The organism is Arthrobacter sp. TJ-270, from assembly GCF_058269075.1.
On record NZ_JBZCNB010000001.1, the window covers coordinates 460,871 to 475,928 of the forward strand.

The window sequence follows — 15,058 nt, forward strand, 5'->3', positions numbered from 1 at the left end:
CCTGGACCGTCTACTTCGAACTGCTACTTGGACCCGTAATTGGGCGCCTCAACGGTCATCTGGATGTCGTGAGGGTGTGATTCCTTCAGCCCGGCAGATGTGATCCGGACGAACTTGCCCTTGGCCTTCAGCTCCGGGATGGTGCGCGCCCCGGTGTAGAACATGGTCTGGCGCAGGCCACCGACCAGCTGGTACGCCACGGACGACAGCGGGCCCCGGTAGGCGACCCGGCCCTCAACGCCCTCGGGGATGAGCTTGTCATCACCGCTGACGTCACCCTGGGAATAGCGGTCCTTGGAGTAGGACGTGTTCTTGCCGCGGGTCTGCATTGCGCCGAGAGAACCCATGCCGCGGTAGGTCTTGTACTGCTTGCCGTTGACGAAAACCAGTTCGCCGGGAGCTTCAGCCGATCCAGCGAGGAGCGAGCCGAGCATGACGGTGTCCGCACCGGCGACCAGTGCCTTGCCGATGTCACCCGAATACTGCAGGCCGCCGTCGGCGATGACCGGAACGCCGGCGGGAATTGCTGCCTTGGCGGACTCATAGATGGCCGTCACCTGGGGGACGCCGACGCCGGCTACCACGCGGGTGGTGCAGATGGAACCCGGTCCCACGCCCACCTTGATGCCGTCAGCACCCGCGTCGATCAGCGCCTGCGCGCCCTCCCGGGTAGCGGCCTGACCGCCGATGACGTCTACGTGCCCGGCGGCTTTCTCGGCTTTGAGCCGGGCGATCATCTCGAGGACGCCGGCGCTGTGGCCATTTGCCGTATCGACGAACAATGCGTCCACACCGGCGTCGACCAGTGTCATGGCGCGTTCCCAGCCGTCGCCGAAGAAACCGATGGCGGCTCCGACACGGAGGCGGCCCTCGTCGTCCTTGGTGGACAGCGGATACTGTTCCGCTTTCGTGAAGTCCTTGACGGTGATGAGGCCGCGGAGGATGCCGTCGTCGTCGACAAGGGGAAGCTTCTCGATCTTGTTCTTGCCCAGAAGGCCGATCGCATCCTCACCGCTGATGCCCACGTGGCCCGTGACCAGCGGCATCGGGGTCATCACTTCGCGGACCAGCCGGTGCGGGAACTCGTGCTCGGAGACAAACCGGGTGTCGCGGTTGGTGACAATTCCGAGGAGCCTGCCGTCGCCGTCGACCACGGGAAGGCCCGAGACGCGGTAATGGCCGCAGAGGTCATCGAGCTCGCGCAGGGTGGCGTCAGGGCCGACGGTGACCGGGTTGGTGATCATGCCGGACTCGCTGCGCTTGACGCGGTCCACCTGCTCGGCCTGGTCGGCGATCGACAGGTTGCGGTGGATGACGCCGAGGCCGCCCTGGCGCGCCATGGCAACCGCCATGCGGGCTTCGGTGACGGTGTCCATGGCGGAGGACAACAACGGGGTCTGCACACTGATGCGCTTCGAAACCCGGGAACTGGTATCCGCTTCGGACGGGATGACGTCAGTATGTCCGGGCAGCAGCAGGACGTCGTCGTAGGTCAGGCCAACAAAGCCGAAGGGATCATGGGGGGTCGACTGTTCGCTCAACGCGGCGCCTCTTTCGGGGGGATGCTGTGGGAGTATCGCCAGTGCGGTGGACCGGCGCGTTCCGGCTTCTATCGTAGAACGAATGGAATCCATCCCCTATTCCAATGACCCCTTTAAAGATGTGAAACGAGCAACGTTCCGGCCTTCGGGGAAGACCGGAACGTTGCTCGAGCGCCCCTGGCGGCCAAGTGCTGCCGGTGGCTGGTGCCTTTAGTGGCTATGTGCCGCTAGTGGCTGTGGCCGTGGTGCTCTTCTTCTTCGGCCGGCTTCTCAACCACGAGGGTCTCGGTGGTGAGAACCAGTGCGGCGATCGAAGCTGCGTTGCGCAGGGCCGAGCGGGTGACCTTCACCGGGTCGATGATGCCGGCATCTACGAGGTTCTCGTAGTCGCCGGTGACGGCGTTGAAGCCGTGGTTGACATCAAGCTGGCCGACCTTGTCAACGACAACGTAGCCCTCGAAGCCTGCGTTCTCGGCGATCCAGCGCAGCGGCTGGACCAGTGCACGGCGGACGAGGCCGACGGCGGTAGCCGCATCGCCCTCGAGCTTGAGCACAGCCGGGTCTTCTTCGAGGACCTTCGAAGCGTGGATCAGCGCGGAACCGCCACCTGCGACGATTCCTTCTTCCAGGGCTGCGCGGGTGGAAGAAACAGCATCTTCGATGCGGTGCTTCTTTTCCTTGAGCTCAACCTCGGTGGCTGCGCCGACCTTGATGACTCCAACGCCGCCGGCGAGCTTGGCGAGGCGCTCCTGGAGCTTCTCGCGGTCCCAGTCAGAGTCCGTGCGCTCAACCTCGGCGCGGATCTGTGAAACGCGATCGGCAACATCCTGCTCGCTGCCTGCACCGTCAACAATGGTGGTGGCGTCCTTCGTCACGGTGATGCGGCGGGCCGTGCCCAGCACTTCGAGGCCGACCTGGTCGAGCTTCAGGCCCAGATCCGGGGAAACGACCTGCGCACCGGTGAGGGTGGCGATGTCCTGGAGCATGGCCTTGCGGCGGTCACCGAAACCGGGAGCCTTGACCGCAACAACGTTGAGGGTGCCGCGGATCTTGTTGACCACCAGGGTGGACAGTGCTTCGCCCTCGATGTCCTCAGCGATGATGAACAGCGGCTTGCCGGCCTGCAGCGCCTTCTCGAGCAGCGGCAGGAACTCCTGCAGAGCGGAGATCTTGCCCGAGTTGATCAGGATCAGCGCGTCTTCGAGGACGGCTTCCTGGCGCTCGGGGTCGGTCACGAAGTAGGGGCTCAGGAAGCCCTTGTCGAACTGCATGCCTTCGGTGAGGACGAGCTCGGTCTGCGTAGTCGAGGATTCCTCGATCGTGATGACGCCGTCCTTGCCGACCTTCTCAAAGGCTTCGGCGAGCAGGTCGCCCACTTCCTGGCTCTGGGCCGAGATAGCGGCAACGTTTGCGGTCTGCTTGCCAACGACCTCGCGGGCGTTTTCGAGCAGGCGGCCGGCAACGGCCTCGATGGAGACCTCGATGCCGCGCTTCAGTGCGCCCGGGGCCGCACCGGCAGCAACGTTGCGCAGGCCTTCCTTGACCAGTGCCTGTGCGAGGACCGTGGCCGTCGTCGTGCCGTCACCGGCAACGTCGTTGGTCTTGGTTGCAACTTCCTTGGCGAGCTGTGCGCCGAGGTTCTCGAAGGGGTCGTCGAGCTCAACCTCACGGGCGATGGTCACGCCGTCGTTCGTGATGGTGGGGGCGCCCCACTTCTTGTCGAGGACGACGTTGCGTCCGCGGGGGCCGAGCGTCACCTTGACGGTGTCGGCCAGCTTGTCGACGCCGGCTTCCAGCGAGCGGCGAGCGGCGTCGTTAAACTCCAACTGCTTTGCCATTGTATTGGTTACGTTCCTTTCAGGCTTGTGCAGGGATGCGCTTACTTACAGGAAAGAACCCCGGCCGAATGTGACCGGGGTTCTTCTGCACAACTACTTGACGACGATCGCCAGAACGTCGCGGGCGGAGAGAACCAGGTACTCCTGGCCACTGTGCTTGACTTCGGTTCCGCCGTACTTGGAGTAGATGACGACGTCGCCTTCAGCTACGTCGACCGGAACGCGGTTGCCGTTGTCGTCAACGCGGCCGGGGCCTACTGCGACGACCTCGCCCTCCTGGGGCTTTTCCTTGGCGGTGTCCGGGATAACCAGACCGGAAGCGGTGGTCTGCTCGCCTTCCAGCGGCCGAACAACAATACGATCTTCAAGAGGCTTGATAGAGACCGACACTCGGACCTCTCCTTCACTTGGTTTGAATGAATCTGGGGTTTCGAGCAGGCGCTGACCGTCGTCGCGGTGCCGGTTGGCGCATCCTCGAAGGATTAGCACCCTCATAGCGAGAGTGCCAAGTCCGACTTTATGCAACGGTTAGCACTCGGTCAAGGCGAGTGCCAAAGTGTCACTGCAAAGCAGGTGGGGGATCCGATCCGGGAGAGTGACGTCTAGACTGAAGAGCCCGGCCCAGCCCCCTCGCCGAAAGCGGTACCTTGACCCAGAACCTCCTTGAGCCCATCCTGACTCCCGAGGGCTGGGAGCTGCTCAACTCGCTCGGACCCTACTCCGAGTCCGAAAGCCTCCGGCTCAACGAACAGCTCCGCGCTGCGGGCCACTCCCCCGAGGTGGTGAACGCGGCCCTCACCCAGTCCCGGCTGCGGGCCAAGGCCCAGGCCAAGTTTGGTCCCTTCGCCGCCCGGATGCTGTTCACGCCCGCCGGACTCGAGCAGGCGACCAGGCTCAACGTCGCCGCCCGGCACGCCCAGCGTTACGTCACAGCCGGGCTACAGAAGGTGGCCGACCTCGGCTGCGGCATCGGCGCCGACTCGATGGCCCTGGCCACCCTCGAACGCGACGTCACCGCCGTCGAACTTGATGAAACCACCGCGGCAGCCGCCACGATGAACCTCCTGCCTTGGTCCAACGCCACGGTGGTCAACGCTGACGCGTCAACGGTGGACCTCAGCGGGTACGACGGCGTCTGGCTGGATCCGGCCCGAAGGACCACTTCCAGCTCGGGCACCAAACGCCTCTTCGACCCGGAGGCCTTTTCGCCTCCCCTGTCCTTCGTCGAGAGCCTCGCCGATACAGGGATGCCGGTCGGCGTGAAGCTGGGCCCTGGGATACCCCACGACGCCATCCCTCCGAACTGCGAAGCGCAGTGGGTCTCAGTGGACGGCGATGTCACCGAAGTCGTCCTCTGGTTCAATGCGCTCCGCCGCGACAACGTCCGCCGCAGCGCCCTGCTGATCGGCGCGGCGGGCGCCACGGAACTCACCAGCAATACCGACTTCGGCGAGGACGACGCCCCGCTCGGTCCCGTCGAGGGGTACCTCTACGAGCCGGATGGCGCCGTGATCCGCACGGGCCTGGTTGCCGACGTCGCACGGCGCATCGGCGGACACCTGGTCGATCCGCACATCGCGTACATCTGCGCGCCGGAACTGGTCGAAACCCCGTTCGCGAGGCCCTACCGGATCCTTGACGTCATGCCGTACAACGTGAAGGCCCTGAAGTCCTGGGTCAAGGCAAACGACATCGGCGTCCTCGACATCAAGAAGCGCGGGACCTCCGTCACCCCCGAGGAGCTGCGCAAACAACTGCTCGCCGGCTCGAAGAAGTCAGTCCGCAAAGCCACGCTGGTACTGACGAGGATCGGTGAAGACCGCGTCGCCGTCGTCGTCGATCCGGTGCTGGGCTAAGGGGAAAAACTAGGCCGGCCGGCGCGAGAATTCGCCCGCCTCGCGGATCTGCTCAGCCGTCGGCCGCACCCCGGTGTAGAGCACAAACTGTTCGGCGGCCTGCAGCGCGATTACCTCGGCACCCGTAATCACGGGCTTGCCTGCTCGCCGGGCAGCCTGGACAAGCGGCGTTTCGGACGGCAACGCAACGACGTCGAACACCAGCGACGATGAAGCAATCGCCTCGTCGCTGAATGACTGGACCTCCTCGTCCTGCCCTGCCATACCGAGCGGGGTCACATTGATGAGCAGGTCCGCGGTGGAATCGCCGGGCTCGGCCTGCCACTCGAACCCGTACAGCCCCGCCAGGCGCCTGCCTGCCTCTTCGTTCCGGGCCACGACGGTGACCTGCGTGAATCCCGCATCCCTCACGGCCGCCGCAACAGCCTTGGCCATTCCGCCTGATCCGCGCAACAGAACCGACGACGACGGCGTTACCTCCGTCCGCTGTCCGATCAGTTCGGCGACCGCAAGGTAGTCGGTGTTGTACGCGGTGAGGACGCCGTCGTCGTTCACGATGGTGTTCACCGAGTTGATCGCCAGCGCCGAGGGATCCATCCGGTCCATCAGCGGGATCACGTCCTCCTTGAACGGCATGGACACGGCGCACCCGCGAATCCCCAATGCCCGGACACCTCCGATGGCGGCCTGCAGGTCCGTGGTGGTGAACGCCTTGTAGATGTAGTTCAGCCCAAGCTGGTCGTAAAGCCAGTTGTGGAAACGGGTTCCGATGTTGCTAGGCCTCGCAGCGAGGGAAATACACAGGACCATGTCTTTATTCAGGATCGGCACCCGTCAATTATGACCTGCGCCCTTCACGTCCTCCAGCGTGGAACCATCACCAAACTTCTGCTTCGAAATAATGCTGACTTTCCCGTTGGTCTCCAGCACAATCGCCGCGACGTTGGAAAGGTCACCGTTGCCCTGCATTCGGGCGGCCTGGAGAAGTTCCGATTTCGTCAGCCGGTTCCTGCGGAGGTCCTCTTCCTGGACCTGGCCATCTCTGAACAGGAGAACCGGACGGGAAGTGATCGCTCCCCTGAACCCAGGCCAGCGGGACGACAAAAAGGCCACGATGAACTGCAGCGCCGCCAGCAGGGCGAGTGCGAACGCTCCCTCAGTCCAGGAGACATCGGAACTGAGCAGGATGGTTGCCAGCGTGGATCCGAGTGCGACCGTGATGATGAAATCGAAGATATTGAGTTGGCTGAGGGTCCTCTTGCCCGACAATCGAAGAACGACGACGAGAAGGACGTAGGCGGCGGAGCCGACCAGCAGTACCCGACCAACATCAGCCCAGCTATCGAACCACATACCGACTCCCAACCTGTTCCTGATCATTCATGCTTTTCGCTCCTCGCGGCGTGCATGTTGTGCCTCTTCTCACGAAGGCTTGACCTTCACACTAAGTCCCAGAGGCGTCTTCAGCGACCGTAGAGCATGCCCTCTGCACTACTATTGAGGTCAGTTCTCACCCGCGATGGCGCGATACCGAGGCAAATTTTCCCCACCGTCCGGTACCGGTCAGGAGCACATACCCATTGAAGATAGAGTTCGCGAAGTCGGAGCAGTCGACCCTCGGCGTTGAGTGGGAGCTCGCACTTGTTGACCGGTATAACGGCGACCTGGTGTCCGTGGCCAAGGAAGTGCTCCGGGGCGTCAACGAGCGTCATCCTGAGCTCCAGGCCGACGACGAACACCCCCACATCAAGCAGGAACTCCTCCTCAATACTGTCGAGATCGTCACGGGAATCTGCCACACCGTCGCGGAGGCCAAGGAGGACCTCAGCCGGTCACTCGCCGCGGTACGCGAGGTGACTGACCCGATGGGCGTCGAGTTGTTCTCCGCCGGATCCCACCCCTTCAGCGCACCGCGTTCCCAGCCTGTGACGGACAAGGAACGGTACTCCAAGCTCATCGACCGCACCCAGTGGTGGGGCCACCAGATGGTGATTTACGGCGTCCATGTCCACGTGGGCCTGGACCACCGGGACAAGGTGCTTCCCGTGCTCGACGGGCTGGTGAACTACTTCCCGCACTTCCAGGCGATCTCGGCGTCGTCCCCGTTCTGGGGCGGCGAGGACACCGGCTACGCGTCGCAGCGTGCGCTGATGTTCCAGCAGCTTCCAACCGCCGGGCTGCCGTTCCAGTTCCGGAGCTGGGCAGAATACGAAGCCTACGTGCAGGACATGTTCACCACCGGCGTGATCGATACGGTGAGCGAGATCCGCTGGGACATCCGCCCGGTCGGCAACCTCGGAACCATTGAAATGCGTGTCTGCGACGGGCTATCCACGCTCGAGGAGGTCGGCGCCGTCGCTGCACTGACCCAGTGTCTCGTGGACGATTTCTCCACCACCCTGGACAACGGCGGATCCATTCCGACCATGCCGCCGTGGCATGTGCAGGAGAACAAGTGGCGCGCCGCCCGCTATGGGCTCGAGGCCATCATCATTCTCGACGCTGCCGGCACCGAACGGCTCGTCACGGAGCACCTGATGGATGAGCTCAACCGGCTCGAACCGGTTGCGGCGAAACTCGGCTGCTCGCAGGAATTGGCCGACGTCGAAAAGATCCTGCAGCGCGGCGCCGGGTATCAGCGGCAGCGCCGCATCGCCGCCGAGAACAATGGCGACCTGAGCGCCGTCGTACTGGATATGGTGCGTCAGCTCCGCGCCTGACAGGCCGCCGTGGCGTCAGTCGCTGACGGAGGGCTGCCACCCGGCGTCGCGTCCCATTCTCGCCAGCAGCCTGGTTTCCCGATCCGCGTCGGGCGGGACAGGAAGCGCGGGCCTGCAGATGCCTTCCATGTAGAGGTGCTCACCGAAACCATCAAGGGATTTCTCAATGAGATCGAGCTCATCCTCGGTGAAATGCGTGTCCCGACCCGCACCACGCGCAATGTCCCATCGATGCACCAGCAGATCAAAGCCGTAGAACGTCGTGAGCGTCTTTCCGACCGTCGTGGGACCGAAGAAACCCTCGAAAGACGTCTGCGCAAGCTCGGCGGTGTCGAGGACGTTTTGAACGCGGGAAGCATGTGACTTCCATGCCCCCACGGGATCCTGCGCCGAGTCCGGACGCGAGCCGGCGTCGATGTTGTGCTGTCCCAGAAAGTCCCGTTCGCTATCAATCAGGTGGTCCAGAACGTCGAGGACCGTCCAACCGGTACATGGCGACGGCGCCGTCCAGTCCTCCACGGTTTCGAGGATTTCCCTCAGCCGGGCATTCTCTGTCCGAAACAGTTCCGAATAGGTAAGCATGGAACAACCGTAGGTCAGAGGTGGACCGTACTCACCGGCATAGAGGAATCGGTGCCGAAACCGATCCCGCTGGGCTCGCCGCCGTCCATGATGATGCGCGCCGCGAGCGCGGCGACCATGGCGCCGTTGTCAGTACATAACGACGCCGGCGGGATGGTGAGCGAGATGCCCGCGGCTTCGCAGCGTTCCCAGGTCAGCTGCCGAAGCCGGGAGTTGGCGGCTACTCCCCCGCCCAGCAGCATCGAGGTGATGCCGTGCTCGGTACAGGCCAGCACCGCCTTCGATGTGATCACATCGACCACCGCTTCCTGGAAGGACGCCGCAACATCGGCAACCGGTACCTCGACACCGCGCGCCTCGCAGTCCTCGACGAACCGCGCCACCGCCGTCTTCAGCCCACTGAAGGACCAGTCGTACCGGTGGGGGCCGGGCTGCTCCGCGGTCCCCATATACTTGGGCTGACTCAGCCCGCGCGGGAACCTGATGGCAGAAGGATCACCCTGCGACGCGAGCCGGTCAATCACCGGACCGCCCGGATAGCCGAGGCCGAGAATGCGTGCCACTTTGTCATACGCCTCGCCCGCGGCATCGTCGATGGTGGAACCCAGCAGCTCTACGTCGGACGCCAGGTTCCTCACCCGCAGGATCTCCGTGTGGCCGCCGGACACCAGCAGGGCCCCGAGGTTGTCCGGCAGGTCACCGGCGTCGAGCAGGCCAACACCAACGTGCGCCACGAGGTGGTTCACCGCAAAGAGCGGTTTCCCTGTTGCAACCGCCAGCGCTTTCGCGGCAGCTACTCCGACCATGAGGGCACCGGACAGCCCCGGGCCGGAGGTAACGGCGAGCGCATCGACCTCAGGCAGCGTCACGCCTGCCTCATCCAGTGCCTGCTGGAGGGTGGGCACCATCGCATCAAGGTGGGCACGCGAGGCGATCTCCGGGATGACCCCGCCGAAACGCACGTGCTCATCCATGGAGGACGACACCGCGTTGGTCAACAGGGTTGTGCCCCGCACGATCCCGACGCCGGTCTCATCGCAGGAGGATTCGATTCCGAGGACCAGGGGTTCAGACCGGTTCATGGTCGCCTTTCGCTACGCCGGAGAAAGTGAAGGTCAGGCGCATGACATGGGCGCTGACACCGTCCCGGTAGTAACCGCGCCGGGTGTGGATGTGCTCGAACCCGTTGCGCTCGTACAGCCGGCGCGCACGGGGGTTGTCCTCGCGCACCTCAAGCAGGATTTCCCTTGCACCCCTGCGACGGGCTTCCTCGAGCATGCTCGTCAGCATCGCCGTCCCGATCCCCTGGCCTTCGTACTCCGGCAGCACGCCGATGGTCTGGATGTCCGCCGTGGTGCCGAGCACCATGACCCCGCAGTAGCCAACAAGCTGTCCGTCGACCTCGGCGATCATGTACTTCCGGGTCTCCGTTTGCTCGAACTCGTCGAAGAACAGTTCGAGCGGCCAGGCGTCGACAGGGAAGAGCTTCTGTTCGAGGCTGCCGACAGCGGGAATGTCCTGGAGGCGCATCGGGCGCAGCGTAAAGGTCACAGCAGGGCTTTCTTCCGCGGTCCGGGTACCTTGGCGTCCGACTCACGAAGGTAGAGCGGCGTCGTGGGGCGCAGGGTTCCGCCCGCCGCCAGGGTGCGGTCGGCAACGAGGGCCAGCGCGACGGCGTCGGGCGTGAGGTCGGTTGCCCCGGCTGTGCCGGCCAGCCGCTCGGTATAGAGGCCGGCGCCGCGGCCGTAGACGGGCAGGTCGGGAACGCTCTCAGCCGGACCCACATGGGGTCCGTCCACAAGCTGCGGCAGCGGCGACCCGGCGCGGTAGCGTGCCCAGTACACTTCCTTGCGCCGCGCGTCGGTGGCAACCGCGAATTCTCCCTCGGGGTGGCCGGCATCGAGGGCCACCGCATCCAGGCTCATGACCCCGTGCAGCGGCACGTTCCACACGAAGGAGAGCATGCGCGCGGTTGCGATACCCGCGCGGAGTCCGGTGAAGGGCCCGGGCCCGACCCCCACGACCATTGCGTCCAGTTCGGTTCCCGCCACACCGGCGTCCGCCAGCAACCGCTCGACGGCGGGAGCCAGCACTTCGGCGTGCGAGCGCGTGTCGGTCGAGGCGAACCGCTGGAGGACGACGCCGTCACGCACCAGCGCAGCGCTGGCGGCAGCGGACGTATCAAGGGACAGAATCAGCACGCTAGACCAGCACTCCCAAGTCAATGTCGGCCCAGCGCGGACCGTAGGCGTCGATGCGCACGTGGCGCGGTTCGTCGTCGTCATCTGTGGTTGCTGCAGGGTCCGTGAGTGAACCGGCAACCCGGCGGACCAGCGTGATGTGCAGCCAGCTGTCAGCAAGGTGCTCCACGCGGCCGGAACCCCATTCGACGACGGTGACGGAACCATCCAGCGTCGACTCCAGGTCGAGGTCGTCTATCTCTGCGTCCGATTCGAGCCGGTACGCGTCCACGTGGACGAGCTCCGGCCCGTTCGAGAGCGAGGGATGATTGCGCACCAGCACGAAGGTTGGCGAGATGATGCCTTCCCGGACCCCCAGCCCGCGGCCCAGTCCCTGGGTGAAGGTCGTCTTCCCGGCACCGAGTTCACCGGTGAGGATGAGGAGGTCACCTGCCGCAAGCCGGCCGCCAAGGCTCTCTGCGGCACGTTGGAGTTCCTCTACGGAGGCTACGGAGAACCCGTGCGACCAGGCTGGGCTTGTCACTGGGCTGTCTCCAAGTCGATGTACCGGCGGGCGACCCGCGGGCTGATACGGGTGACGATTTCGTAGTTGATCGAGCCGCTGGCCCGGGCCCAGTCATCGGCCGTGGGGGTTCCGTCCCCGGTGCCGAAGATCACGACCTCGCGGCCGAGCGGACTCTCACCCGAATCTGCGATCCCGGTCTCATCGAAGTCGATGACAAACTGGTCCATCGCGATCCGTCCCACGACGGGGTAGAACCTGCCACCCACTGATACCGGCGCACCAGTAGCAACCCTCGGGATGCCGTCGCCGTAACCCACCGGAACCAGGCCCAGGGTGGTTCGCTTGTCGGTGCGGTAGGACAGGCCGTAGGAAACGCCGTGACCTTCCGGCACTTCCTTGCAGTTCGCGATGGTGGTCCGGAAGCTCATGGCCGGACGAAGCCCGAGCTCAGCCGATGACTGCCCGTCGAAGGGTGAGAGACCGTAGATGCCGAGCCCCACCCGCACGAGGTCGAAATGTGCATCGGGCCGCGAGAGCGTGCCGGGAGTGTTCGCGAGGTGACGGACCTCGAGGTCAACCCCGGCGTCTTCTGCAACGGCGACGGCTTCCCGGAAACGTTCGATCTGCTCGTCGGTCTCTTCCCGGTCAGGTTCGTCGGCAACAGCCAGGTGGGAGAAGACGCCGACAACCCTCAGCAGTCCGTTTTCCTGATGTTCCAGCGCGCGGCCCAGCAGGGCTTCCCACTGCTCGGGCGGGCAACCGTTGCGGCCCAGTCCGGTATCGATCTTCAGGTGCACCCGGGCAGGGCGCTCAAGCCGCCGTGCTTCGGCCACCACGCGGGCCAGTTCCCAGCCCGAAATACCCAGATCCACGCCCAATTCAATGGCGGCCGCGAAATCACTCGATTCGGTGTGCAGCCAGGCGAGGACCGGCGCCTCGATGCCGGCCTCGCGAAGTGCGACGGCCTCCGCGATGTGCGCAACCCCGAGCCAGGCGGCACCGGCTTCCAGTGCTGCCTTCGCCACCGGCACAGCGCCGTGTCCGTAGCCGTCGGCCTTCACCACGGCCATGACGCGTGCCGGGCTGGCAATCTCGGCGATATGCCGAACGTTGTGCCGCACCGCGGCGAGGTCGATGTCCGCCCACCGTTCCGGCACGGGCCCTGCTGAAAAACTCACAGGCCCATTCTGTCAGTTCTGAACGGGCGGTCAGGAATCGGGCCGCCTCCGGCTATGGTCCCCGGTGGGTCCGCAGCCTGCCCGGCAGCTCTCATGCGTCCGACTGGGTTGCGATGGTGGCGCTCGCCCGCCGGACCGCTTCAGGTGGGACGTTGGCCACGGCCTCCTCCAGGAAGGCGTAGCGGCGCATCCACTGCTTCCGGACGCCGTCGCGCTCGGCACTCATCCCCCGCCACCAGTCGGCGATATCGCCCCAGCCCGGAGCGGCCAGCGAACCTCCGACTTCCTGCACCGAGAGGGAGGCACACAGGTTGGCGAACGCCAGCCGATCCGCGAGGGACCAGCCGGCAAGGTCACCCGTGACGAAGGCCGCTCCGAAACAGTCACCGGCTCCCGTTGGATCGTACGCATTCACGGGCAGTGCGGGCACCCACTCCTCCTCCCCGGTAATGGAGTCGACGGCGATTGCGCCGTGGTGGCCGACCGTCACCACAGCCACCGGTACCAGATCGGCGAGCGCATACAGTGCGGCCCAGGGGTCGGTGGTTCTCGTGTACGCCATTGCCTCGGCTTCGTTGGGAAGGAAGGCGTGGAAGTACTGCAGGGAATCCAGCGCTTCCCGGGACCAGGTTCCGCTTGGATCCCAACCGACGTCACCGTAGAGCCGCATCCCGTTGGCATGCGCCACGGGCACCCACGGTTCCACCTCCGGGCCCACTTCAGCGATGGCGGCGCGGCTCCGCGGCAGGTCTGCGATCAGCTCGGAAGCGGACAGCGGCGACGGGTGCCCATGCGTGACCATCGACCGGTCACGGTTCACCGAGAGCGACACCGTGACCGGCGAATGCCACTCCTCGAAGGTCTTCGACCGGGACAGGTCAACGTGTTCCTGCCCGTGCAGGATGCTGCGGTTGAAGGCACCGTAACCGTCGTCGCCGAATGCTGCCGCGAGCGTCGTGTGCAGTCCGAGCCTGCTTGCCGCGATGGCCTGGTTCGCCACCCCGCCGGGACACGAACCCATCCCCTCGGCCCACACCTCGGTCCCTGGGACCGGCAGCGTATCGAGGCCGGTGAAGATAATGTCGAAGAACACCGAACCGGTAAGCAGGAGGTCGAACTCCGGATCGTTCTCGGTCCGTGAGGAGGCAAGCGGGTCGAAGCGGTTCGGGGAAGCCATGTAGGGCACAATACTCCCCGGCCGGACGGGGAGTATTCAGCAGGGCGTGTTCAGCGCCCACCAAGGAGCGCATCATGAAGTTGGCTGTGATCGGCGGCGGCGGGTTCCGCGTACCCCTCATTTACCGCGCACTGTGCTCGGGTGCCTTCGCCGGTTTGATCGATGATGTGTGCCTGTACGACGCCGATCCCTCCCGCGCGACGGCAGTCGCCCGTGTGGCGCTCGATATGCCGCTTCCCGACGGAGCGGAGCCGCCCCGCCGCACCGTGAGTGAGCGGTTGGAGGACGCCCTGGCGGGTGCCGACGTCGTCTTCGTTGCCATCCGTCCCGGTGGCGCCGCCGGCCGCGTGCTGGATGAGCGGGTGGCCATTTCCGAGGGGGTACTCGGCCAGGAGACGGTGGGTGCGGGCGGCCTGTCCTACGCGCTGCGCTCCATCCCCGAGTTGCTCACGTTGGCGGAGGTCATTGTCCGCACCTGCCCGCAGGCGTGGGTCATCAACTTCACCAACCCCGCGGGGATCATCACGGAGGCGCTGCAGCCCGTTCTGGGCGAACGTGTCATCGGGATCTGCGACTCGGCCTCCGGGCTGGTCCGCCGTGCGTCCATCGCCGCGGGTGCTCCGTTGCCGCTCGGCACCCTGACCGGTGTCGATTACGTGGGCCTGAACCACCTGGGGTGGCTGCGGTCCCTGGAGCACGACGGCGTGAACCTCCTGCCCGCGCTGCTGGCCGATCCTGCCCGGCTGGGTTCGTTCGAGGAAGGCCGGGTCTTCGGTGAGCAGTTCCTGCGCATGGTCGGCGCGCTGCCGAACGAGTATCTCTTCTACTACTACTTCCATGCGGAGGCGCGGCGCTCCGTTGCCGCCGCAGCCGAAACCCGCGGGGAGTCACTGGTCCGCCAGCAGGAGGGCCTTTATCCAAGGCTGCTCTCGACAAATCAGCCTTTCGCCGAGTGGGATGCGGCACGGCGAACCCGCGAAGAGGGATACCTTGCCGAAGCCCGCACGGCTGAGGAATCCCGCGATGAGGCGGACCTGGCAGGCGGCGGCTATGAGCGGGTGGCCCTCACAGTCATGCGCGCCCTGATCCGGGACGAGGCTGCCGAGCTCATCGTCAACGTCCGCAACGGCGAGTCGATCCCCCAGCTTCCTGCCGACGCCGTCGTCGAGGTTCCCGCACTCGTCACCGGCCGGGGCGCCGCAGCGCTGCCGGTGGGGAGGCCGTCGCCCCACCAGCTCGGCCTGATGTCGCAGGTGAAGGGGGTCGAGCAGGACGTGATCGCCGCCGTCGTGCAGGGGGACCGTTCCCTCGCGGTCCGTGCTTTCGCGCTGCATCCGCTCATTGATTCCGTGCACACCGCCCAGCGGCTTCTTCGCGGGTACGAGAACGCGTTCCCGAAGCTGCACAGCCGCTGGCGCCAGGGGTAAGGCCAGACGGCAAAGGAAACGCGCTGCGGACCA

15 protein-coding genes are annotated in these 15,058 nt (G+C 65.3%); 3 read left to right on the top strand and 12 right to left on the bottom strand.

The window, feature by feature from the left end; genetic code table 11:
* Positions 1–23: 23 nt before the first annotated feature.
* The 3 genes from guaB to groES all read right to left on the bottom strand — a co-directional run bounded on the left by guaB (position 24) and on the right by groES (position 3,769).
* Complete coding sequence (gene guaB / locus AC4D2M_RS02140) at positions 24–1,634, bottom strand: IMP dehydrogenase (protein ID WP_490889582.1); 1,611 nt, start codon at positions 1,632–1,634, stop codon at positions 24–26.
* Between the two features lie 134 nt (positions 1,635–1,768).
* A complete protein-coding gene (gene groL / locus AC4D2M_RS02145; protein WP_490889584.1) occupies positions 1,769–3,379 on the bottom strand; it encodes a chaperonin GroEL in 1,611 nt (536 codons plus the stop codon).
* A 93-nt stretch (positions 3,380–3,472) separates the two neighbouring features.
* Complete coding sequence (groES, locus tag AC4D2M_RS02150; protein ID WP_490889585.1) at positions 3,473–3,769, bottom strand: co-chaperone GroES; 297 nt, start codon at positions 3,767–3,769, stop codon at positions 3,473–3,475.
* Between the two features lie 257 nt (positions 3,770–4,026).
* Between groES and AC4D2M_RS02155 the strand changes: the two genes are divergently transcribed.
* A complete protein-coding gene (locus AC4D2M_RS02155; RefSeq protein WP_490889586.1) occupies positions 4,027–5,235 on the top strand; it encodes a class I SAM-dependent methyltransferase in 1,209 nt (402 codons plus the stop codon).
* 9 nt (positions 5,236–5,244) lie between these two features.
* Here AC4D2M_RS02155 and AC4D2M_RS02160 read toward each other — a convergent pair whose 3' ends face one another.
* Entirely contained in the window at positions 5,245–6,066 is an 822-nt protein-coding gene (locus AC4D2M_RS02160) for a shikimate 5-dehydrogenase (RefSeq protein WP_490889588.1), read from the bottom strand.
* 3 nt (positions 6,067–6,069) lie between these two features.
* Positions 6,070–6,615, bottom strand: coding sequence for a DUF421 domain-containing protein (locus AC4D2M_RS02165; protein ID WP_490889589.1), 546 nt, complete (start codon positions 6,613–6,615; stop codon positions 6,070–6,072).
* 200 nt (positions 6,616–6,815) lie between these two features.
* On the opposite strand from AC4D2M_RS02165, the gene AC4D2M_RS02170 reads away from it, so the two are divergent.
* A complete protein-coding gene (locus AC4D2M_RS02170; RefSeq protein ID WP_490889591.1) occupies positions 6,816–7,955 on the top strand; it encodes a glutamate--cysteine ligase in 1,140 nt (379 codons plus the stop codon).
* A 15-nt stretch (positions 7,956–7,970) separates the two neighbouring features.
* Here AC4D2M_RS02170 and AC4D2M_RS02175 read toward each other — a convergent pair whose 3' ends face one another.
* The 7 genes from AC4D2M_RS02175 to AC4D2M_RS02205 form a co-directional block, all read right to left on the bottom strand.
* On the bottom strand, positions 7,971–8,537 hold the full coding sequence (locus AC4D2M_RS02175) for a TIGR03086 family metal-binding protein (protein WP_490889592.1): 567 nt from the start codon (positions 8,535–8,537) through the stop codon (positions 7,971–7,973).
* Between the two features lie 14 nt (positions 8,538–8,551).
* Positions 8,552–9,619 (bottom strand): tRNA (adenosine(37)-N6)-threonylcarbamoyltransferase complex transferase subunit TsaD, encoded by a 1,068-nt coding sequence (gene tsaD / locus AC4D2M_RS02180; RefSeq protein WP_490889593.1) that lies wholly within the window; start codon positions 9,617–9,619, stop codon positions 8,552–8,554.
* Positions 9,606–10,067: a ribosomal protein S18-alanine N-acetyltransferase gene (gene rimI / locus AC4D2M_RS02185; protein WP_490889595.1), complete on the bottom strand. Its 462-nt coding sequence runs from the start codon at positions 10,065–10,067 to the stop codon at positions 9,606–9,608. The genes tsaD and rimI overlap by 14 nt, the downstream gene beginning before the upstream one ends.
* Before the next feature lie 17 nt (positions 10,068–10,084).
* Positions 10,085–10,738 carry a tRNA (adenosine(37)-N6)-threonylcarbamoyltransferase complex dimerization subunit type 1 TsaB gene (tsaB, locus tag AC4D2M_RS02190; RefSeq protein ID WP_490889596.1) on the bottom strand — a complete coding sequence of 218 codons (654 nt, stop codon included), beginning with the start codon at positions 10,736–10,738 and terminating at the stop codon, positions 10,085–10,087.
* A 1-nt stretch (position 10,739) separates the two neighbouring features.
* Positions 10,740–11,261 (bottom strand): tRNA (adenosine(37)-N6)-threonylcarbamoyltransferase complex ATPase subunit type 1 TsaE, encoded by a 522-nt coding sequence (gene tsaE / locus AC4D2M_RS02195; protein WP_490889598.1) that lies wholly within the window; start codon positions 11,259–11,261, stop codon positions 10,740–10,742.
* On the bottom strand, positions 11,258–12,421 hold the full coding sequence (gene alr, locus AC4D2M_RS02200) for an alanine racemase (protein ID WP_490889600.1): 1,164 nt from the start codon (positions 12,419–12,421) through the stop codon (positions 11,258–11,260). Before alr ends, tsaE begins: the two co-directional genes overlap by 4 nt.
* Positions 12,422–12,512: 91 nt before the next feature.
* Positions 12,513–13,598: a PfkB family carbohydrate kinase gene (locus AC4D2M_RS02205; protein ID WP_490889601.1), complete on the bottom strand. Its 1,086-nt coding sequence runs from the start codon at positions 13,596–13,598 to the stop codon at positions 12,513–12,515.
* 74 nt (positions 13,599–13,672) lie between these two features.
* Here AC4D2M_RS02205 and AC4D2M_RS02210 point away from each other — a divergent pair, with 74 nt between their 5' ends.
* A complete protein-coding gene (locus AC4D2M_RS02210) occupies positions 13,673–15,025 on the top strand; it encodes a family 4 glycosyl hydrolase (RefSeq protein WP_490889602.1) in 1,353 nt (450 codons plus the stop codon).
* Positions 15,026–15,058 lie beyond the last annotated feature (33 nt).

What these genes read in the sequence shown, in the direction of transcription:
- tsaD (WP_490889593.1), bottom strand. Translation starts at nt 9,619, where the DNA reads ATGAACCGGTCTGAACCCCTGGTCCTCGGAATCGAATCCTCCTGCGAT.
- groL (WP_490889584.1), bottom strand. Translation starts at nt 3,379, where the DNA reads ATGGCAAAGCAGTTGGAGTTTAACGACGCCGCTCGCCGCTCGCTGGAA.
- AC4D2M_RS02175 (WP_490889592.1), bottom strand. Translation starts at nt 8,537, where the DNA reads ATGCTTACCTATTCGGAACTGTTTCGGACAGAGAATGCCCGGCTGAGG.
- guaB (WP_490889582.1), bottom strand. Translation starts at nt 1,634, where the DNA reads ATGGATTCCATTCGTTCTACGATAGAAGCCGGAACGCGCCGGTCCACC.
- AC4D2M_RS02210 (WP_490889602.1), top strand. Translation starts at nt 13,673, where the DNA reads ATGAAGTTGGCTGTGATCGGCGGCGGCGGGTTCCGCGTACCCCTCATT.
- AC4D2M_RS02165 (WP_490889589.1), bottom strand. Translation starts at nt 6,615, where the DNA reads ATGATCAGGAACAGGTTGGGAGTCGGTATGTGGTTCGATAGCTGGGCT.
- AC4D2M_RS02205 (WP_490889601.1), bottom strand. Translation starts at nt 13,598, where the DNA reads ATGGCTTCCCCGAACCGCTTCGACCCGCTTGCCTCCTCACGGACCGAG.
- rimI (WP_490889595.1), bottom strand. Translation starts at nt 10,067, where the DNA reads ATGCGCCTCCAGGACATTCCCGCTGTCGGCAGCCTCGAACAGAAGCTC.